At 56.9% G+C, this 19,452-nt stretch carries 15 protein-coding genes and 7 pseudogenes; 11 read left to right on the top strand and 11 right to left on the bottom strand.

Annotated features, from left to right (window positions below):
- Nucleotides 1-106 precede the first annotated feature (106 nt).
- A pseudogene (locus IM739_RS23385) lies at nt 107-646 on the bottom strand (Tn3 family transposase); the annotation flags it as partial.
- An 81-nt stretch (nt 647-727) separates the two neighbouring features.
- Nucleotides 728-2,926 carry a methyl-accepting chemotaxis protein gene (locus IM739_RS23380; RefSeq protein WP_272911348.1) on the bottom strand — a complete coding sequence of 733 codons (2,199 nt, stop codon included), beginning with the start codon at nt 2,924-2,926 and terminating at the stop codon, nt 728-730.
- 380 nt (nt 2,927-3,306) lie between these two features.
- On the opposite strand from IM739_RS23380, the pseudogene IM739_RS23370 reads away from it, so the two are divergent.
- Nucleotides 3,307-3,847 (top strand): annotated as a pseudogene (locus tag IM739_RS23370) (IS21 family transposase); the annotation flags it as partial.
- A gap of 249 nt (nt 3,848-4,096) precedes the next feature.
- On the opposite strand, the gene IM739_RS23365 reads toward IM739_RS23370, so the two are convergent.
- On the bottom strand, nt 4,097-4,327 hold the full coding sequence (locus tag IM739_RS23365) for a hypothetical protein (protein WP_237371757.1): 231 nt from the start codon (nt 4,325-4,327) through the stop codon (nt 4,097-4,099).
- A gap of 366 nt (nt 4,328-4,693) precedes the next feature.
- Between IM739_RS23365 and IM739_RS23355 the strand changes: the two genes are divergently transcribed.
- The 3 genes and pseudogenes from IM739_RS23355 to IM739_RS23345 all read left to right on the top strand — a co-directional run.
- The gene (locus IM739_RS23355; RefSeq protein ID WP_237371756.1) at nt 4,694-5,158 is read left to right on the top strand and encodes a hypothetical protein; all 465 of its coding nucleotides are present in this window, start codon (nt 4,694-4,696) and stop codon (nt 5,156-5,158) included.
- Between the two features lie 193 nt (nt 5,159-5,351).
- The gene (locus tag IM739_RS23350) at nt 5,352-8,240 is read left to right on the top strand and encodes a sensor domain-containing protein (protein WP_237371755.1); all 2,889 of its coding nucleotides are present in this window, start codon (nt 5,352-5,354) and stop codon (nt 8,238-8,240) included.
- 295 nt (nt 8,241-8,535) lie between these two features.
- A pseudogene (locus tag IM739_RS23345) lies at nt 8,536-9,027 on the top strand (methyl-accepting chemotaxis protein); the annotation flags it as partial.
- A 19-nt stretch (nt 9,028-9,046) separates the two neighbouring features.
- Here IM739_RS23345 and IM739_RS23340 read toward each other — a convergent pair.
- Nucleotides 9,047-9,406: a hypothetical protein gene (locus IM739_RS23340; protein ID WP_237372007.1), complete on the bottom strand. Its 360-nt coding sequence runs from the start codon at nt 9,404-9,406 to the stop codon at nt 9,047-9,049.
- Between the two features lie 185 nt (nt 9,407-9,591).
- Between IM739_RS23340 and IM739_RS23335 the strand changes: the two are divergent.
- Nucleotides 9,592-9,800 (top strand): annotated as a pseudogene (locus IM739_RS23335) (transposase domain-containing protein); the annotation flags it as partial.
- On the opposite strand, the pseudogene IM739_RS23330 reads toward IM739_RS23335, so the two are convergent.
- The 6 genes and pseudogenes from IM739_RS23330 to IM739_RS23310 form a co-directional block, all read right to left on the bottom strand.
- Nucleotides 9,779-10,147: pseudogene (locus IM739_RS23330) on the bottom strand (IS630 family transposase); the annotation flags it as partial. The pseudogenes IM739_RS23335 and IM739_RS23330 overlap by 22 nt on opposite strands.
- A gap of 59 nt (nt 10,148-10,206) precedes the next feature.
- Nucleotides 10,207-11,376, bottom strand: a complete 1,170-nt coding sequence (locus IM739_RS23325; protein ID WP_237371754.1) for a trans-sulfuration enzyme family protein — start codon at nt 11,374-11,376, stop codon at nt 10,207-10,209.
- A gap of 3 nt (nt 11,377-11,379) precedes the next feature.
- The gene (locus tag IM739_RS23320) at nt 11,380-12,726 is read right to left on the bottom strand and encodes an aldehyde dehydrogenase family protein (RefSeq protein WP_237371753.1); all 1,347 of its coding nucleotides are present in this window, start codon (nt 12,724-12,726) and stop codon (nt 11,380-11,382) included.
- Nucleotides 12,717-13,877 (bottom strand): pyridoxal phosphate-dependent aminotransferase, encoded by a 1,161-nt coding sequence (locus IM739_RS23315; protein ID WP_237371752.1) that lies wholly within the window; start codon nt 13,875-13,877, stop codon nt 12,717-12,719. The genes IM739_RS23320 and IM739_RS23315 overlap by 10 nt, the downstream gene beginning before the upstream one ends.
- A gap of 163 nt (nt 13,878-14,040) precedes the next feature.
- Entirely contained in the window at nt 14,041-14,169 is a 129-nt protein-coding gene (locus tag IM739_RS24170) for a hypothetical protein (protein ID WP_442981175.1), read from the bottom strand.
- A gap of 69 nt (nt 14,170-14,238) precedes the next feature.
- On the bottom strand, nt 14,239-14,622 hold the full coding sequence (locus tag IM739_RS23310) for a Rid family detoxifying hydrolase (protein ID WP_237371751.1): 384 nt from the start codon (nt 14,620-14,622) through the stop codon (nt 14,239-14,241).
- Nucleotides 14,623-14,735: 113 nt separating this feature from the next.
- Here IM739_RS23310 and IM739_RS23305 point away from each other — a divergent pair.
- The 3 genes and pseudogenes from IM739_RS23305 to IM739_RS23295 all read left to right on the top strand — a co-directional run.
- A pseudogene (locus IM739_RS23305) lies at nt 14,736-15,503 on the top strand (AraC family transcriptional regulator); the annotation flags it as partial.
- A 249-nt stretch (nt 15,504-15,752) separates the two neighbouring features.
- Nucleotides 15,753-16,031, top strand: a pseudogene (locus IM739_RS23300) (membrane-bound PQQ-dependent dehydrogenase, glucose/quinate/shikimate family); the annotation flags it as partial.
- Nucleotides 16,032-16,101: 70 nt separating this feature from the next.
- Nucleotides 16,102-16,635, top strand: coding sequence for an antibiotic biosynthesis monooxygenase (locus IM739_RS23295; protein ID WP_237371750.1), 534 nt, complete (start codon nt 16,102-16,104; stop codon nt 16,633-16,635).
- A gap of 22 nt (nt 16,636-16,657) precedes the next feature.
- On the opposite strand, the gene IM739_RS23290 is transcribed toward IM739_RS23295, so the two are convergent.
- Complete coding sequence (locus tag IM739_RS23290) at nt 16,658-17,572, bottom strand: LysR substrate-binding domain-containing protein (RefSeq protein ID WP_237371749.1); 915 nt, start codon at nt 17,570-17,572, stop codon at nt 16,658-16,660.
- A gap of 130 nt (nt 17,573-17,702) precedes the next feature.
- Here IM739_RS23290 and IM739_RS23285 point away from each other — a divergent pair, with 130 nt between their 5' ends.
- The 3 genes from IM739_RS23285 to IM739_RS23275 all read left to right on the top strand — a co-directional run bounded on the left by IM739_RS23285 (nt 17,703) and on the right by IM739_RS23275 (nt 19,422).
- Nucleotides 17,703-18,701, top strand: a complete 999-nt coding sequence (locus IM739_RS23285; RefSeq protein ID WP_237371748.1) for an alpha/beta fold hydrolase — start codon at nt 17,703-17,705, stop codon at nt 18,699-18,701.
- 72 nt (nt 18,702-18,773) lie between these two features.
- Nucleotides 18,774-18,971 (top strand): tautomerase family protein, encoded by a 198-nt coding sequence (locus tag IM739_RS23280; protein ID WP_237371747.1) that lies wholly within the window; start codon nt 18,774-18,776, stop codon nt 18,969-18,971.
- Nucleotides 18,972-19,056: 85 nt separating this feature from the next.
- Entirely contained in the window at nt 19,057-19,422 is a 366-nt protein-coding gene (locus IM739_RS23275) for a putative quinol monooxygenase (protein WP_237371746.1), read from the top strand.
- Nucleotides 19,423-19,452: the final 30 nt, after the last annotated feature.

Below are 19,452 nucleotides of genomic sequence, written 5' to 3'. Positions count from 1 at the left end.
TCTAGCGTGGCCAGCTGCCGTTGCTAGATGCCGTGGTGGGCCGGCGTCTCATGAGTAGCCAGTTTGGTGGCTGTCCCTCAGAATGACGATTGTCTTGGAACGAGGTCCGCTGCGCATCAACCAGCACGGCGGTTGCCGTTGCATAGGTTTCGGACCGCAGATGCCGGTCCACCATCAGCATCATGTGGTGAATCGTGACGCCGCGTGAGCTTTTCGCCATCTGTTCGGCTCCGGCATTGGTGGCGTCGGCAAGGATTGCAGCCATGAGCGCCGCCTCATCGTTCGCCGTTTCGCCGGTACGATAATGCGTGAAGCTGTCGAGGAACCTCGTCCAGCTTTGCACTTCGGCAAGCAGGCTGGTGATCCTGATCCGTGGCACCAGAACATAAAGTCGGCGGCTGAGCGTGAGGATCCTGTCGCTTTCCTCCTCGCGGATCGGCGAGATAGGCAGCCCCTTGTCTGAAATCGTCGTATCCGGAATCACGTTGGTTGCCGCAGCCTTCGCCAGCTCTTTCAGTTTTGCATCGAGCGTGGCGGTGCGCTGGGCTCGCCATTCGGCAAAGCTGTCGGGGAGTGCAAGCCCGAGCCGGCCCTCGGCATGCATCAGGGCGAAGATCGGTCGAGGCAGAAGACAGTGCAGAAATGATCACGGCTCCTCGTGGAAGGCAGAAGACGATGATCTCCATCTGATCGTCGTCGAGACCGATCAAAGGCACCGCCCGCGACGTCAAAACTCCTCCCAAGTGTCGCCACCCTTGAGGGCCGCGTTGCCGTTGAAGGCCTTCGCTATCTTGGCTGCCATCTCGCGAGTCGGGGATGCGACCGGTCGTGATGCATGGTTGGCAACGGAGGGCGCAGCACGATATCCATTGCCCCCTGTTCCGATGTTGAACTGTCCCAGGAGCTCGAACAACTGCTCTGCTTCCTTGGCGAGGCTATGGGCGGCCGCGGTCGTTTCTTCAACCATGGCCGCGTTCTGCTGCGTTCCCTGGTCCATAGTGTTGACGGCTGCGTTTATTTCCTTGAGGCCGGTTGCCTGCTCCCTGGAGGCTTCGACGATCGCGCCGACATTGCCGTCCACCTGCACGACTTGGGTGACGATTTCCTGTAGTGCCTTGCCCGTGCTGCCGACCAGCGAGACCCCGTTCTTGACGTGCTCATTCGACGCGTTGATCAATTCCTTGATCTCTTTTGCAGCCTTGGCTGAACGCTGGGCCAACTCGCGGACCTCCTGAGCGACGACGGCAAATCCCTTGCCCGCGTCACCGGCGCGGGCGGCTTCGACACCGGCGTTGAGCGCCAGAAGATTCGTCTGGAAGGCAATCTCGTCGATAACGCCGATGATGTTGGCAATTTCACCTGCCGACTTCTCGATCTTGCCCATGGCATCGACCGCTTGACCAACCACGCTGCCGGAATGTTCGGCGTTTTCCTTCGTCTTGCGCACGAGCTGGCCGGCCTCCTGGGCACGGTGACTGGAATCGCTGACGGTCGTGGTGATTTCTTCAAGAGCGGCTGCCGTCTCCTCGATGGAGGCGGCCTGCTGCTCAGTCCGGCTCGAAAGGTCATTCGAGGCCGACTGGATTTCCTGGGAGGCCGCAGCGATGGTGCTGGCGTTTTGCGAGATCGTCTGCAGCGTGCTGCGAAGTCTCGAGGAAGTCTCGTTGAAGTCGCAACGGAGTTTTTCGAGCGTCGGCAGGAACGGCGTGGCAATCGTCTGTGTCAGGTCGCCTGCCGACAGTGCCTGAAGGGCATTGGCGAGCTGATCGACATTGTTCACGCGCTGCGTGACGTCGGTGGCAAACTTCACCACCTTGAACACTTTGCCGTTCACGTCGATTATCGGGTTGTAGGATGCCTGGATATAGACCTTCTCCCCACCTTTGCCGATCCGCATGAACTCATCCGAAACGAGTTCTCCGCCGGCCAGCTTGGTCCAGAACCGGCCATAGTCTTCGCTGTTGCTGAAGCTCGGCTCGCAGAACATAGAATGGTGCTTGCCCTGTATCTCGGACAGTTGGTAACCGAGTGTATTGAGAAAATTCTCGTTGGCGGTGAGAATGTCGCCCTTCAGGGTGAATTCGATAACCGCCTGGGCTCGGGAAATCGCCTCGAGTTTGCAGCCGTTCTCGACGGCTTGCTCCTCGAGCTCACGGCGCTTTCTAGCGTTGTCACGGAAGGTGACGACGGTCGAAGCCATGGCGCCAATTTCGTCGTGGCGGCCTTCGCCATAAATGGCAACGTCCAGATCGCCCGCGGCAAGTGAGCCCATGGCGCCAGTGATCGAGTTTAACGGCCGGATCACCCCAGCGATGACGGTCCAGATCGAGAATACGGCGGCGGCGGCTCCCGCGACGGAGAGTATCGTCATGACAATCGCCAGCTCGGTTTGCAGCGCCTTGCCTTTCTCAAGACTGTGCTGAGCAAGGTCTATATGCAGCTCGATGAGCTTGGAGATTTCTGTCCCAAGCGGGTCAATTGTCGGGTACAGTTTCGTGTCTATAAAGGTAGCGAGACCCTGCATATTGCTGCTTGCGAGCAGGTCGCGCATTTCGCTGATGCGCTCATTGGCGCTTTGCCGAATGCTCTGGAACTTGCTGGCAATCGCCCTTGCCTCCTCGGTGAGTGTTCCCGAGGTATAGTGCTTCCACTTGGTTTCAATTGTCGAAAGGGCCCGGTCGACGCTCTTTGCTCCGTCCGCGGCGAGCACCGCACCTGAACGCACTTTGTGCGTGGTGTCGACGATTTCGACGGCATAGCTGTCGGCAATGATCTTCAATTCCTCCATGGGAAGAACATCATTCGAGACTATGGACTCTGCGATTTCCTTTTCTTTTTCAGACACATAAACGGAAAATATCGAAATGGCAGCGATTGCAAGAATAAGGGCCGATATGGATATCAGTAGCTTTGCTTTTATCGTCATAGGAACCTCCAATTCGACGACAGGTATCGTCGCAGACAATGAGCTGAAACCGTGATTGGGCACGAACCTCAATCACATCGAAGCCCGTCGTCATGCCGGCTCTGGTGTTCATCCACTTTTTCGATGGACCCAGACGTGGAGGTGCTTGGTAGACTTTCGGTTAACAAATCAGGATCTTGAGACAGATTGCGCTAAAATTGCGCCAAGCGGATACGTTCTATCGTTTATGGATAGGAACAAGCTCGAGGGGTGGGGTTGTTTGTATATGCCTGAGCCGAATTGTGCTTCCTGTCCAACCGCCGCCTCCATTTTTCGCATGATCCGGTCCGGTTCAACCAGGCCATGCGCGAAATTGGCCGCCCCTCGAACGTTTCAGGCCGATCCGCGAGATCAACCGGTGCACCGAGCTGTCACACAACACGATCGCGAAGTATTTGAACGCTGGTATGATCGAGCCGACGTTCACGATACCGGATCTGCCGAGCAAGCTTGATCCTTTTGCCGACAAACTGGCGGCCTGGTTGAAGGCAGAGACTGGAAAGTCGCGCAAGCAGCGCAGAACGTTGAAGCAGCTCCACGCGGATCGGGTGTTTTTCGGCTTTACCCGCTCGTATGGTCGGGGTGCCGCCTTCGCCCGCGATTGGCGGGCTGAACGGCAACGTGAGCAGCAGACGACGGGCCGCGGGCATATTCGTTCCGCTGTCTTTTCGCCCAGGCGAAGCATTCCAGTTCGATTGGAGTGAGGACTATGCCGTGATCGGCGGCGAGAGTGTGAAGCTTCAGGTCGCGGACATCAAGTTATCGCACAGCCGGCCGTTTCTCTTGCGGGCGTATATGCTCCAGACACATGAGATGTTGTTCGATGCCCTTTGGCACGGCTTCCGGGTCTTCGGCGGCGTACCTGATCGTAGCGTACCAGATTACGTGCCCGGGCACGTAATCTGGTTTTTGTGATCCCGTACGGCTATGTGCCCCGCAGCCTGTTGATCTAGGCGTTCTCGACAACACAGGGCACATAACGCTCAGTCCGACTATGGTAATCTTCTCCATGGAACGGTTCCTTCTGCCTTGTGGCGATTGGCGTCACCACAGTAGGCATCCTCAATGCCGGTGCGAAGGGCCGTTTCACACCATCATTTTTCCATTTCGCGCCTGCCCACCTGCACCGTCCTAGGTAAGCTGCATGTAAACAAATTTTTCGAGTTGAACCGTGCCACGGCGAAATGAAAACTGGATCAACATCACCCGATAATCCACAGGATCAATGCCCTGCTCGACATCGAACGGAAGGTCAACGGGCTTGCCGCCGACCAGCGCCTGGAACGCCGCCGCAGGGACCCGCTGGATCTGGTGAGCCAGCAAACAGTGAAGGAAATTTGCCTGAAGTGGGGCTTTTGCCACTTAGGCAGGCTTTCTGCTCTCTACACGGCAGGCTATGGCGAGACCCATCCGATACCAGAAAGCGATCCGCGACGACCTGACCTCTGTCTGACTTCGGCGCAAGGGTGTTCGTTTTGCGCGCCGACTATCCACTTTCCGCAGAAATGTACTACCCGAGTTCCACATCAAGAAAATTATTAACCTTCGCCGACGTTTATATGATCGCTAGACCGCAAAAGCTTGGAGGCGCCGCGAGCAGGATACAGTCCTGCACCTCCAGGGTTGTGCGACGGTAGTAACTCTCGGCCAAATGAATGAGTCATCCGGCACAACCGTTGAAATTTCCTACGGATATGAAATCCGGTAGCGAACCCCGGGTAGCTCTATATGCGCGCTTTCTCCCCAATTCTTCTAGCATTCCTGCTGATCGGCAAGCCCGTCGCCGCTAAGATGATCGGTGTGGTGATCTCAAACTCCACACCATTCTTGGCGATGCTTCAGAATGGCATCGAGACAAATGGCGCCAAGGTGCAGGGCCTCACTCTCAAGCTCGATGTGACCGAGAACGATATTGAACATCAGTTGAACGCTATCCGCCAGTTCGCCAGCGAAAAGGTCGATGCCATCATCATCGCTCCTGTCGATGAAGATCTCGGCGTACAGATATCGAAGATCTCGGCGGTCGGCGACCAGATGGACAAGATCACGCAGCAGAATGCCACAATGGTCGAAGAGGCCACCGCTACGGTACAGAATCTGGCGCAGGAGACGGCGGAGTTGGAGATCTTGGTGCAACGCTTCCGGACGAGGGCATCGGTATCCTATTCCGAGCAGCCCCGCGCGGTGGCGTGATGTTCAGCATTGACTGTCCGGGAAACTTACGAGGGGCCCCGGGCTGAACATGTGCTGTCCCGTTCAAGTCAGAGGATGGAACAGCACAAACGGTTGAAAAAATATGAGAGGGACAGGCTTCGACCTGTCATGCATTGATCCCATGATTGGAAAACATACTGACACCGCCTCTTCGCTTCAGAATGAAACAAACATGCTGTCGACCGCACTTACCGTGGAATCACAGTTCATCGAACCATTGTTTGCGGCGATCACCGTCGACAGCGGCACAATTCAACGAGACTCATACGTCTCCACCGCGAACCTGGCCTTCTGGTCATTCGACCCTGAAACAGGTCACCTTTGGTGGTCCAGCGAACTCGACAGGCTTTTCGTCCAGCTTTCAAGCGAACTCGATCTGCACCAAGTTCGGCCGATCGTAAGCACGGCCCTCTCGCCTTGGCTGCAAGGCATCGCTCGACGGTCGCTTAAATCGGACAGCGAGCAGTGGAAAGATCTAAAGCTGCGGACCGGACCTTTCCACCATCGCGGTAAAACCATCCGGTTCCGATGCCATGTGCAGGAGCAACAAAGCCATTCGATGATCCTCACGGGAATTGCGTTTGAAGACGACCCGGATGGCGTTGATCAGCCCGAGGGGATATTTCGCGAGGCATTTGAATACGGACCGATCGGCGCGGTGCTTATCGATTCGCATGGCCTCTACCTGAAAGTGAATGAAGCTTTCGCGGGTATGCTGGGTTATGCCCGTGACGAGCTTTCCGGACGCCACGTCCATCAAGTCACGCCTCCCAATGATATTAGTGTCGACCCGGAAGCCGTACAGGCCCTTCTGCTGGAAGGAAACGGACGGGCAACATTCTTCAAGAAATATGTCCACCGCGACGGGCATATCGTCGATGCACGAATCGAAATGGTGACCCTCTCGGGTGATATCACGAGACCAGACGAGGCCCTTCGCTTTCTCGCCTTTGTTCAGGACCTTACGGAGCTGCGGAAAACACAGGCCGAACTGTACACGTCTCAGCTACGCTCGGAACTCGCACTCGAAAGCGCGGGAATCGGTATATGGGAATGGAATGGCCAGGAAAATATGGGCTTCTATTCGCGGCGGACATGCGAAATTCTCGATGTGGAACTGGAAGAGCTGCCCTCTTCGGAAAGCTGGCTTGCCCGCATCCATCCTGAAGATCTTCCGGCTTATGTTGAAATTCGCAAGCGGCATCTGGACGGCGATGCACCCCTTCACAGGGCGGAAGTCCGTATTCGTCAACGAAATGGCTCGTACAAGTGGATTGAGGATCTCGGTAAGATCGTCGAACGCGACGAGTACGGCCAACCGCTGCGCATGGTCGGAACGCTTCTGGATATCCACGATCGCAAAGTCATGGAAGAGACGTTGGCACGACAGTCGCGCGAAATCGCTTCTCTGGTGGAGCACTCCCCCGACGGTATCATCCGCTATGATCGAGAACTTCGCCGGTTGCATGCAAACCCGGCCATGCGGCGCTTTATTGGGGGCATCGATCCGAAGGAGGTTATAGGCCAAGTAGCAGAAAAAAACGACGCCACGGGGATTCCCGATGACTATCTTTTGGCGCTCCGTTCTGTCTTGAAAACCGGCGAGGAGACCGAGCTGGAGACGACATACTCGTCTTCTTCGGGGGAACGTAATTGGCTGCATGCTCGCTTTACGCCGGAAATCGATGCCCGAGGGAAACTGTCGAGCGTTCTGGTGTCGATACGTGATATTACCGAAGCCATATCGCACCGGGAACGCATACAGAAGCTTGCCTATTTCGATGCTCTAACAGGGCTACCCAATCGCGCCCGTTTCAATCGCGACTTTGAGACGATACTGACCGAAGCTGCAGCCAAGAACAATCAGTTTGCTCTCATTATTTTGGACATCGACAACTTCAAGGATGTAAATGATACGCTCGGCCATGCGGCGGGCGACCAGCTCCTGTGTGAGGTTGCCCAGAGGCTCACGGGTGAGCTGCGGCATTCCGACACTACCGCCCGCCTTGGCGGCGACGAGTTTGCCATTTTTCTGGAGGATGTGGAACATCGGCAAAACGTAACCGAAATCACCAGCCGGCTGCTCACGGCGATAGCCCAACCATACCATCTTGATGGCCGTGACATTTTCGTTTCGGGCAGTCTCGGAATAGCCTGCTATCCAGATGATGGCTCCACCTCGCGCGATCTCTTCGCCCACGCCGATGCTGCTCTTTACGAGGCAAAGGCACGGGGCCGGAATAATTTCCAATATTACGACGAGACATTCAGTGCCAACGCGAGACTGCGGGTAAAGCTCGGTAATGCCTTGCACACCGCTCGCGCCAACAATGAGTTGGAGCTCTATTTCCAGCCGAAGGTCGACCTCCCGTCCGGCGAGATCATCGGTGCCGAGGCGCTGCTGCGCTGGCGGCATCCTGAGCTTGGACTCTTGATGCCCGATTCCTTCATCGCGATCGCGGAAGAAAACGGGTCTATCATCGATATTGGCGGCTGGGTTATTCGAACGGCTGTACAGACGGCCGTCGACTGGAACGTCGAGCGCAGAAAACCGCTGAAAATTGCTATCAACCTTTCACCCCGGCAATTCAAGCAGAACGACCTTGCGAAGCAGATCGAGTTTGCCTTGAAGCAGACCGGCTGCCTAGCGGAATGGCTGGAATGCGAAATCACAGAAAGCCTGCTGCTTAAGGATGAGGCCGGTATTCAAGCGACGCTGGAAAAGATCCAGACGATGGGAGTTAGCATTGCCATTGACGATTTTGGAACCGGCCATTCGGCTCTTGCCTATCTTGGCCGCTTCCCGATCGACGTCTTGAAGATTGACCGGTCCTTTATCGCCGAAATGGACAAGAGCGATCGCGGCAGGGAACTGGTAAAGGCCTTTACTTCCATCGCCGATGCACTTGGAATGACGACAGTGGCCGAGGGGATCGAGACAAGCGAGCAGGCAGCAAGCCTGAATGGTTTCGGTTGTGGAATCGGACAAGGTTATCTGTTCGGCAAGCCAGTTCCTCTCCAGGATTTCGCGAAGTATTTCGAGGACTATTCAGCTGATTGAACCGCTTGGCGCAGCCGGGCATCCATCTTTCGCACTGGCTATCCGTCCCGCGCGCGGAAATCGTCCCTTATCAACCGCACGGCGGGTCAGAGCGACGAAAGCAGGAATTCGTTAGCCATTCAACGGGCAATCATCTCGCGTCCCTCGCATAAAACACCTGCAAAAGCAGTATCTTATGTTGAGAAGGCGCATCGCTATTTTGGGCTGTGACCAAGTTAGCCGTCCGATCGAATGAATCCATCAGGTCATTTCTCTATGTTTCCAACAGGCAGAAGCCATGACCGCTTCCAGAGCCATTGCACAGGAGCGTCGGATGAAACGCACAGCCGCCAAGGACATCAAGGTGCTGATCTCGCGTTCGAGCGAGGAGGTCAACTCCGGTGTGAAGCTGGTGACGGCGACCGGTGAGGTCCTCGGCTTGATCCAGGGCCATGTCATCAAGGTCAACGAGCATGTGCATTCGATCGCCGCGGCGGCCAAGGAGCAGTCGACCGGCCTGTCTGAGGTCAACACTGCCGTCAATCAGATGGACCAGATGACGCAACAGAACGCGGCGATGGTGGAAGAAGCCACCGCATCCACCAGCCGGCTGGCCGACGAAGCGTTCAACCTCGCCCGATTGATCTCCCGCTTCAAGCTCGACGGTTCCGTTTCCGCACCGCGCGTCGCAATGCAAGGCAGTAAGGCGGTAGCTTCGCCAGCCAGAGCGCTTACCCGCAAGCTCGGAGGCGCCTTCGGCGGCAGAGCCGCAGCCTCAGCCGTTGCGGAAGAGTGGGAGGAGTTTTGATCCATGAAGGGGATGCAGCTCATCTGCTGGGCACGACGCTGGAAATCATCGCCTTCCATCTCGGCGACCAGCAATTTTGCATCAAGACCACTTCGATCTGGGAAAACCGGGCTTGGGCAGCGGCAACGCCGCTGCCCAAGCCCGCGTTAATATCGCCTTCTTGCGATCCTTGTCGCTCAGTCCGTCGAAGGTCCGGGTTTTCAATATCAGGTCGAGCTGCCGGCCCGACGCCGGCATGAGCGTATTGCGGGATCTCATCATGGTCCTCCTGAGTGATTCTACGTCCACTTCGGACGACTGTAGGCTTGTCGTAACCGGTGACCAGCCTGTTCAATTCGATCAGCGCCGCAAGATCGACGCCTGGCGTTCCCTTGGTCATGCCGTTGCACACCAAAGGATCAATCATCCACCCGACAATCGAGACCACAACGCCCGGTGGCCCCAGAATATGCAGAAACTGACCTGTCGCGCGTTCTTCGACACGGCGAACGATTACCTTTTGGCCGAAATACGGATGCCAGCGATAATGAACCTCGACTTCATCGCCGACATGGGCAGAATGAACGGGGAATGGCCATCATCAGGAAGAACAGCCTCTTCGCCGGCAGCGACGGCGGCGGCAGGACATGGGCGACGATCGCGACGCTGCTGCAAACTGCAAGAATGAATACCGTCGATCCCCAGGCTTGCTTACCTAAACGCTTGAGCGTCTCGCCAACGGCTGGCCCAGCAGCGATATCGACGCCCTCATGCCATGGAACAATATGGCCTGAACGGCCTCAGCTTGCCGCTTACGTGCCATCTTCGTTGAAAGACCGGTCTCGTCTATGAAAACCAGCATCTGTGGATCGCGATCGAGTGGCTCATTAAATCAGGCGCGTCGGCGCTTCGGGACATCCGATCGATCCTGCTCCTATGTGTGTGCGGACTTTTCTAAATGTCCAGCGGCGAACACGCAGTTAGGCACCGAGCGCGCTCCGACTGATGCGGACCTGCCTTCAGCCGACAGGCGCGCGACCATTTCATCGAGCGATACGTCCCGGCGATCGTCGATCATTTCGACAACAAACGCCTCGTGAGTGTCCAGAAGGCAAGGGCGTTTCCAATCCTGCGGCCGCGGTTGGACACCAAGGGCGGTCACCCGTTGGGTCTTGCCTGTCCCAGGTCAGCTGACAAGCTCTAGGATTTGTCAAGAAATGCACTCAACTCGTCAACGAGCCGAACGGGATTTTCCAATCCCACCGAAACGCGGAAGGCTCCGTCTCCTATCCAATCCTTGTAGCGCGCCGTCGAATCGGGATACATTTTATACGATGAGCTAGCGATATCGTCGGAAGGGATGTAGAATACTAGGCTCTTTGTCTTCCCGAGAGATACCGCATAGCTGAACGTTCTTGCTGCATCAGCCACACGCCGGGCGAGTTCTATCCCGTTTCCGACCGAGAACGTCACCATGCCCGAAAAGTTGCTCATTTGCCGCTTGGCGAGTTCATGCTGCGGATGCGATGACAGCCCCGGCCAGTATGTTTTCTCAACCTTTAAATGGCTTTCCAAAAAGCGGGCGACAACGCCGGCGTTCCGCTCGTGAATCGCCATTCTGGCTTCGAGCGTTTCGATACCGCGAAGGATCAGCCAGGCTGCGAAAGGCGACATGCAGCCGCCGTGATGGATAAGGGCCTCCTTCCGCATCTCGGCCATCGCGGCAGAGCTACCGACAATTCCGCCGCCAATTGCGTCACCGTGGCCGCAAAGATATTTGCTGAGCGAGTGGACCACAAAGTCGGCGCCAAGCGACAGCGGGCGTGTTGCAATGGGGGTTGCGATGGTGGAATCAACCGAAAGCCTCGCACCGCAGCTCCTGGCAATTGCGGCTACGGCTGCAATGTCGGTCAGCTTCAGGATCGGATTTGCCGGTGTTTCGATATGGATGAGGCGGGTCTCAGGCCGCACGGCCGCGGCGACGTTGGTGGGATCGCCGGTATCGACAGCCGAAACGGCAATACCGAATTTTGGCAGGATGTCGTGCGCGAGTTCCGCCACGCCAGCATAGCAAACCTCGGACAGGATGAGATGATCGCCGCTGCGGAGCAGCGTGAGGAACAAGGCCGATATGGCCGCCATACCGCTGGCAAAGCAAAGGCCGGCCTCGCCGCATTCAAGCTGGGCCAGTTTCTCTTCGAGGGCAGCGACAGTCGGGTTACTCCATCGCGTGTAAAAATGTGGCGCGTCCAGCGTCAAATCATTGGCGGAAAATCCGACGAGGTCGGGGTGGGTGTGAAAACTCGTCGCCGTAACGATCTCTGGAGATACAGCATTTGTGCTACCCCGCAATTGTTCGTCTTTCGCCATTCTTTAAGTCCTTATGCAAATGAGTTTCGGCTCGGTCATCGCCTCGATGGCGAAACGGATGCCCTCCCGGCCAAGACCGGCGCTGCTGTTGCCACCGAATGGCATCGCATCGATCCGAAAGTCGGTGCTGTCGTTGACGATCGTCGCACCCGTATCAAGCGCATTGTGCCAGGAAAGGATGGAATCAAGGCGGTTGGTGAAGATGGCCGAATTGATCATCGCGCCATTGTCAGCCGCCCGGTTTTCCGCTTCTGTGAGGCTGTCAACGACTTCAATAGTGGCGACCGGCGCGAAGATCTCCTCTCGAGCAAGCGGGTGATCGTCAGGAACGCCCGTCAACAATGTCGGCTCCAGCCGCCGCCCGAAACGCCGTCCGCCCACGAGCAGCGTTGCGCCGCGACTGCAGGTATTGACGATTTGAGCATGGACACGATCGGCATGCTCCTCGCTTATCAGGGAGCCGTAGTCGGCCATTTCTGAAAATGGATCGTCCCAACGCAACGCTTGCAGGCGGTCAGTGAGGCTTTGCGCCAGTTGCTCGAACACAGCGCGTTCGGCGAATATCCGCTGGGTGTGTACACAGTTTTGTCCGGCCGCCCAAACAATGCCAGAAGCCAGGGCGTCGGCCGCACGCGGCACATCGGCGTCCGATGCAACGGCTGCAATGCAAACCCCGCCAAGTTCCAGTGCTAAGCGTTTGCCAATCGCCTGCCGGGAGATCGCTTCGCCCGCCTGTTTGCCTCCGGTGAAAGAGACGAACGACGTTCGCGCGTCTGAAACCAGTTCCATCGCCTGAGTGTTGTCCGCTTCGAGGATCTGGATGGCTCCGTCTGGAAGTCCGCTGCCCGAAAACGCTCGCGCCAGTTCATGGGCGCTGGTTGGGGTGCGAGGATGCGGTTTGATGATGATGGGCGCTCCGGCGGCGACAGCGGGTGCGATTTTGTGGGCAACGAGATTGAGAGGATCGTTGTATGGCGTTATCCCAACGACCACGCCGAGCGGGCGGCGCTCCCACCAACCAATCCGGCCAGCAGAGGCAGCCGATTGACCAAAGTTCACGCACTCTCCACCCAGTCGCCGCGCTTCTTCTGCCGCAAGTAGCAAGGTTTCATGGCACCGATCGACTTCGCGCCGTGCTTCGCGGATCGTCTTCACACCCTCGGCCACGATCGTGTGGGCCATCATTTCCCGTTTGTCGAAGACGCTCGCTGCCGCATTACGCAATGCGGACATGCGGACATGTGCCGGCAGGTCGCGGCATGCTCGCCGGGCGGCGTGCGCCGTTGCCAATGCCTCATCGACGGAGATGGCTTCTCTATTGCAAACAGGTGAAACACCGACTACCGACATGGCTGCCCCGCTGCCCTTATCGCTTTCGAAAGCGCATCCAGCGCGGCTGGAAGAACATCAATCGGCAGATAACCAAAACCGAGGCGCAGTACTGCGGAAGTCTCCCCGAACCATGTGCCGTCACCAATTTGGAGGTCCGCCTCTGGCAGCGCCGACCAAAAACGACCAATTCCCGCCTCATCAAAAGCCTTCGGGTTCAATCGAAGGCAGCACAAGGCGCCACCATCCGGCCTGACCCAATCGACAGAGCCCTCATGGTTTTCGACCCAGGCTGCGACCTTCGACAGCCCGTTCGAGAGCAGTTCACGACGCGCACGCAGTATTTTTTCGCGGTTGTCGAGGATGGCAGCAGCCAGGGTCTCATCGAGTGGCGATCCTGAAATCACCATGTTCATTTTCGCAACGATCAGCCGCTCCAGAAGCGCGGGCTCGCGAACGGTCAACCACCCGACACGAAGTCCGGGCGCGCCATGTGCCTTCGACACGGAACCTCCGGTGATGATTTCGTCGCCCAGTGCTGCAGCACTGGGAGGAGGGGGTTCGTTCCCATATGTCGCATCGCGGTAGGTCTCATCGACGAAGAGACGTGCCGCAGGCGCCTTTGCGCGCATCAGTTCCAGGATGGCCTCTGTCTCTGCCAAAGTGGTGCTAACTCCGTTCGGATTCTGCGGGCTTGCGATGCTGACGAGTTTTGTGCGTTCGCTGAGAAGTGGTTCGAGTAGGTCAGCGGTCAGACGGTAACTTTGATCGAAGGAGAGGCGGCATTCGCGTAAGGTGACACCTGTGGCGATGAGCGAGTCGCGCGACGGTGGAAAGCAAGGCGTCACAATGACGGCTTCGTCGCCTGGACGACAAAGCTCGAAAGCCAGCAGAAACAGGCCGAGGGCCGTACCCTGCGTGGTTACGACTTGGTTCGGTTTAACACCTGTGAGAGCCGCGATCCCGGTGCGAAGGCGCGGGAGACCAGCCGATGAGCCATAGCCCATCTTCAACTCGTCCAGCGCGGAGGCTCCTCCCGCCAGGTTCATAATCTCCCCGAAGGTCAAATCCTGTGCCGTGCTTTCGGCTAGGTTGTATCGCCGGTTGACGTCCAGCAGTGAAATGATCTCGTTTCGAGGGAAACGTCCCTGCCAACCTGAATTGCTTTTCAAGATTTTACTCCTCATCAATTTCGTCGGCAGCAGCTAGGTGTGAAAACGACCAGGCGTCTTGTCGAAAATTGCCCTGCTACTGCGTCCGTGTATGCGTGGTCCACAACCGCGCGCCAGAGCAGTGCATTCCTGCTCCGGAGGTCTTCAATGCATAATTCCAGTGTTATTCGCCCAAGCTTTCAATTTTGAAGCGAAGCAAGTCTTCTGTCTGAAGGTAATCCAAGCCGGACTTGTTGTAGGCCACTCCAAATGGTGTGCCCGTAGGGATCTCATCGCCCGGCAGAAGCCACATGAACTTGCTGTGATGGGCAATGTTCCGAGGGAAGAAGACCAAAGGTTCACATGTTATTTTCGCCTATGTTCAGGGTCGCCGCGCGACGAAATCGATCTCGACACGGGCGTCCAGTGCGAGCTTGACCACCTCTACCGTTGTGCGTGCTGGAAAGGGCGCCTCAAACATCCGTCCATAGATGGCGTTCATGGCCGAAAAGTAGTTGATGTCGGCAAGGAACACGCTGGTCTTGATGATATGCTCGAACCCCAGACCTGCCGCGGCCAGGACGCGCCTGATGTTCTCGAACGCTTGAGAGGTCTCCGCCTCGATGCCGCCGGGGACCATCATGCCGCTGGTCGGATCCTGCCCGACCTGGCCCGAAGCATAGAGAAGATCGCCGGCCCAGACACCCTGCGCAAACGGTCCAATCGGTGGCGCAAGATCCGGTACGGTCACTGTCATTCTGGTCATGTCATGTTCCTCGATCTGGTTCAGACAGTCACGCGATCCTGTTGGAGCCCGCTGTAGATTTACATAAAGCATGAACAGGCCTATGGTTCTTGTCTGATCCTGACCTTGTGAAGATGACCGAAACACTATTTGAACACCCACTCGACAGAGCAACATTCTGCAGTTCTCGGATGTTTGGCGGCATTGATTTGATGTCGGCTAGGTTCGTGCAGCACAGATTTGCGCCGCATTCTCATGACGAGTTGATGATCGGCGTCATTCATGCGGGTGTGAAGTCATTCAAGCGCGGCAGGTCACTGGAACATGCTGCACCTGGCAGCTTGTCCGTTGTCAATGCTGGGGAAATGCATACAGGCGAGCGCGAGCACGGTCGCGAGTTAGTCTATGCGGCTCTCTATGTGCCGGAAGCCGCACTTGCGACCATGCTGGCGCATCATCAACGCGGTCGCGCTGTTGTCAGGCAGCCAATCGTGGGTGATCGAGACATCTGGTACTGCTTTACAGTGGCACACCGGCATGTCATGTCGCTAGACGACGCGCCCGCCGCAGAAGAAGCGATGATTTGCGGTATTTCACTTCTGTTCGAGCGGTATGGGGCCAGCCCACCTGCACGCTCCGAAGCGGACTGTCCAAAAGCGGTCAAACGCGCAGTGGAATTCTTGCAAGCGCACGCCTGTGACAACGTCAGTCTCGAAGCCGCATCGGCGGCTTCTGGTGTTGGTTTGTTTCACCTAATCCGGCTCTTCCAGAAGCATATCGGGTTGACGCCATACGCCTACCTAACCCAAACTCGAATTGCAAAATCGCGACAACTCTTAAGGCTTGGCGCGCCGGTTGCGCAGGTTGCGCTTGATGTGGGATTTGCCGATCAGGCGCATTTTACCAAGCGTTTCAAGCAGCTTACCGGTGCGACCCCAGCCCATTATGCAAAATCGATGCATAACTATGAGCAGCCTCGAAATCTCCTGATGCGCTACATGCCTGAGGTCGCAGGCAAGTCATTCAGTAGGCAAGCCGAGGCCACCTTTTCGACCTTTGGCCTCGTTTCTCAAACACCACAATCTGGTTCACTCGATGAGCCGACGCGGTAATTGCCATGACAACGCAGTGGCTGAGAGCTTCTTCAATCTATCGAACTGGGCATGCCGACCCTTGGTGGCGCTACGCCGACGGCTTCGGGTCTGGTGTTCTTCTCTGCAACATCCGACTATTACCTGCGTGCCGTCGACGTCACGACCGGTGAGGTCGTCTGGAAAAGTCCGCTTCCGGTTGGCGCAGGCTCCACGCCACTGGTCTTCATATCGCCAGAAGACGGCAGACAGTATGTCGTGGTCACCGCAAACGGCGCTCGTGCGGCTCCGGACTATGGTGATTACATCATCGCCTATGCGCTTCCCAAGGTGCAGTGACGGTAGAGTGACCGTAGGATGGATACCGCTCCACCTGCGGTCATCTTAAACCCAGGAAACAGAGTTCGGCATGTCACAGATTACACGCATCATCCATCGTCGCGCCAATCCGGGTCAGGAAGCCCATTGTGAGCGCCTTGTTCGGGACATGCTCGCCGCCTGCTCGAGATCACCCGGTTATCTGTTCTCGACCGTCATTCCGCCAAGAATGGACGGCGAGGAATTTCATATTGTCCAGTGCTTCACGACGCAGGCGGCCCTCGATATCTGGCGCAACTCGAAGGATGCGGCCGAGTGGCATGAACGCTTGCGGCATGTCTCGGACCATGAGCCCGAATACCGGGTCTTCAATACGACCGACTTGTGGTTCTCGGCTACGGGTCTGGAAGGTCAGAAACAACCGGCACGCTGGCGGATGGCTGTGGTGACCTGGATGGGAATATTTCCACTGGCGTCCTTGGCCGTGGCCTTCCTGTTTCCCCTCCTGACGGCCCTGCCATTCATCCTCAGAATGATGATCCTGACCGTGTTGATCGTCTTTGCCATGTACTGGATCGTCATGCCGCGCCTGTTGCGCTGGCTGGCCTGGTGGCTGAAGCGGTAAAAAAACGGGTATGGACGCCTGTCTACTCGCCGAGGTTTCCGCGGCGGCCCTCGTCTGCGAGGATCTCAACCACATGCCTGACGCGCGGGAGAAGCTGCTTTGTCGATGGCCAGATGGCGGAGATCTCGATTCTTGCCCCGGTGAACGCCTCCAGAACAGAGACAAGTCTTCCGGCTGCGATATGACTGGCAACTAGCGAACTTGGCATTTGTGCTAGTCCAAGGCTTGCCACTGCAGCATCGACAATCGCCGCGCCGTCACCGATCTCATGGGTCGGCGGTGGTGTAACACGATAGATTGTGCCGCCTGTCGCCTTGACCCGCCATGTGTTTGGGATATCCCGGCGGAAACCAACAATGCAGTCATGCTCCTGCAAGTCCTCGACCGTGACAGGCTCACCGCGTGCTTTGAGATAATCCGGTGAGGCAACGATCAGCGCTCTTTGTTCGGTCAGCTTGCGGGTGATCAGCCCGGTGGTGCTTTTGGTCTCGCCAAACCGGATGGCAAGATCCACACCCTCCTCGACCGGATCGATGATCCTGTCAGTCAGCGACAGGGACAGGCAAAGGCCGGGATGTTGCTTTGTGATCTTCGCAAGCAAGGGCAGCAGAATCTGCCGGCCCCAGGCAGCAGGTGCATCAATCCGCAATCGACCGGCGAGCTGCTGGCTTTTTGCGGCGAGCGCATTTTCCGCAGAACCGATTTCTTCGAGAGCGTGACGGCAACTGGCCAGATAGGCCTCTCCATCGGGCGTTAAAGTCAGCTTGCGGGTGCTGCGATGCAGGAGCTTTACACCGAGCCTCTCTTCCAGCCGGGCAACGCTTTTGCCCACGGCGGACTTCGTCACGCCCAGCTTGTCTGCGGCTGCGGTGAAACTCAGAAGGGTTCCCGCTTCGACAAAGCTGATGATGCCGTTGAGTTGCTCAAGCTGAGCCATTGTAGCAAATTCCTCTACTCATCGTAGATTTCGAGCTGTTTATCGTCTTTCAGATTTACATTACCACAGGTTCATCGGCAAGGGTTCACGACGAGCGCGAACTCGTCGCCCAAAATGCAGGGTTTGTGAAATGGCTCAAAAGTTTCTGTCCACAATGAGCGCCTTGTCAGGTCTGCTTTTGTCCGCGAGCATTGCATTCGCGGCACCCGCGATTGAAGTGCTTGGCAAGGACTATGTCTTTCCCAACAAGATTGAAGGCCTGCCGACGAAGCTCTCCGACTTTACCGGGCTACAGATCAACAGCTTTGAGACCAGCGATGGTGTCAAGCTTTCCTATTGGGAAGCGGGCAGCGGCCGGCCGCTGATCTTCATTCCCGGCTGGTCGGCCAATGGTGCTGACTACGTCAATGTCATGTATCTCCTCGCCCAGAAATACCATGTCTATGTGATCGATCCGCGCAATCAGGGCCTCTCCGAGAATGTCCAATACGGGACGCGGATCGCCCGCTTTGGCGCGGATCTGAACGAGTTCATTGGTCATCTCGGTGTCGAGAGAGTTGACTTGTGCGGCTGGTCGATGGGGGCGTCCGTCATCTGGAGCTATATCGATCTGTTCGGCACGGACAATATCCGCAAGGCGGCGTTCATTGACGAGCCGATCTCAATCTACACCCATGCCGACTGGTCAGAGCAAGAACGGCTTGACGCCGGCGGCATGACCACATCGCCTGAGCGCATGATTGCAGCCTTTGGCGGTGCGCCGACAAACGATCAGGTCGTCGATATGAATGCCATGCGACGCTACATGGAAAATGGCTCTCCGGCCTTCCAGAATTCGGAAGCCTTTGCTCGGGAGTTCATCAAGAATGACCCGAAGTTCATGAGCCTTGTCCTCTTCGATCACGCGATGAACGACTGGCGCGATGTCGTCAGCCATAAGATCGATGTGCCAACCGCCATCTTCACCGGCGAGAACAGCAACAATGTGCCAAGCCAGCGGTGGATGCAGTCCGTGATCCCAGGCTCGGAGTTGCATGTCTATAAGGCCGAAGAGCAGGGTGACCATTTCCTTGCTTTCAAAAACCCCACGAAGTTCACGGACGATCTCTCATCGTTCCTGGAGCGCTGATCGGGCCACCAATGGCTTGAACTCACACACACACGAGGCGGAAGATGTCCGCCACTGTCATAGGAGACTATCATGCCCGTCGTACGCGTAAGCTGGTTCAGCGGTAAGGATGCAAAGGCGAAGAAGGCGGTTGCCGCCGAAATCACCGAGAGCATCGTCAAGAACACAGGAACCGACCCGAACTACATCTACGTCATCTTCGAAGACGTTGCGCCGTCGGACTGGGCGGGTGCCGGCAAGATCTTCGGCGAAGAAACCGAAAAAGCCTGACGCCGCGTTGCCGCTCGAGAGATACGCCTCGATTTGACGAGACGTGTCTCGCGATGGCCAGACATGCTAATTTGGAGCATCACCGATGACCTATATCACCAACGTCTTTCACATGACCGTGGAGCCTGAGGCTCTCGAAGAGTTCAAGGGCCTGATCGCGCAGATTATCGCGCTGTCGAACAAGGAACCCGAAACGCTGATCTATGAATATTCGCTCGGGCAAGACGGGCGCAGCGTTCACATCGTCGAACGATACCTGATGGATGGCGTCCTGCCGCATGTCGAAAACACTTTCGGCCCCTTTGCCGAGCGGTTCTTGAAGCTTGCCACAATCCATGCGCTCTACGTTTACGGCGAACCGCCGGCGGAACTGCGCGCGAAGCTTCAGTCTTTCGGTGCTGTCTTCTTGGCGCCTCTGGCCGGGTTTGCGCGCGCGACAGTCGCCGCCTGATACTGCGTTGGCTGCTTAAGTGGCCACCGA

The sequence above is a fragment of the Rhizobium sp. SL42 genome (assembly GCF_021729845.1).
In the GTDB taxonomy this organism is placed as follows: Bacteria; Pseudomonadota; Alphaproteobacteria; order Rhizobiales; family Rhizobiaceae; genus Allorhizobium.
The sequence above is the reverse complement of the archived record's forward strand: the minus strand, read 5'-3'. Positions and strand labels throughout refer to the sequence as shown.

Bases quoted from the DNA above. Each gene is read 5' to 3' on its own strand.
- IM739_RS23320 (WP_237371753.1), bottom strand. From the start codon at position 12,726: ATGTCGGTAGTCGGTGTTTCACCTGTTTGCAATAGAGAAGCCATCTCC.
- IM739_RS23275 (WP_237371746.1), top strand. From the start codon at position 19,057: ATGACCTATATCACCAACGTCTTTCACATGACCGTGGAGCCTGAGGCT.
- IM739_RS23325 (WP_237371754.1), bottom strand. From the start codon at position 11,376: ATGGCGAAAGACGAACAATTGCGGGGTAGCACAAATGCTGTATCTCCA.
- IM739_RS23380 (WP_272911348.1), bottom strand. From the start codon at position 2,926: ATGACGATAAAAGCAAAGCTACTGATATCCATATCGGCCCTTATTCTT.
- IM739_RS23290 (WP_237371749.1), bottom strand. From the start codon at position 17,572: ATGGCTCAGCTTGAGCAACTCAACGGCATCATCAGCTTTGTCGAAGCG.
- IM739_RS23350 (WP_237371755.1), top strand. From the start codon at position 5,352: ATGCTGTCGACCGCACTTACCGTGGAATCACAGTTCATCGAACCATTG.
- IM739_RS23340 (WP_237372007.1), bottom strand. From the start codon at position 9,406: ATGACCAAGGGAACGCCAGGCGTCGATCTTGCGGCGCTGATCGAATTG.
- IM739_RS23295 (WP_237371750.1), top strand. From the start codon at position 16,102: ATGTCACAGATTACACGCATCATCCATCGTCGCGCCAATCCGGGTCAG.
- IM739_RS23310 (WP_237371751.1), bottom strand. From the start codon at position 14,622: ATGACCAGAATGACAGTGACCGTACCGGATCTTGCGCCACCGATTGGA.
- IM739_RS23280 (WP_237371747.1), top strand. From the start codon at position 18,774: ATGCCCGTCGTACGCGTAAGCTGGTTCAGCGGTAAGGATGCAAAGGCG.
- IM739_RS23355 (WP_237371756.1), top strand. From the start codon at position 4,694: ATGCGCGCTTTCTCCCCAATTCTTCTAGCATTCCTGCTGATCGGCAAG.
- IM739_RS24170 (WP_442981175.1), bottom strand. From the start codon at position 14,169: ATGTGGCTTCTGCCGGGCGATGAGATCCCTACGGGCACACCATTTGGA.
- IM739_RS23285 (WP_237371748.1), top strand. From the start codon at position 17,703: ATGGCTCAAAAGTTTCTGTCCACAATGAGCGCCTTGTCAGGTCTGCTT.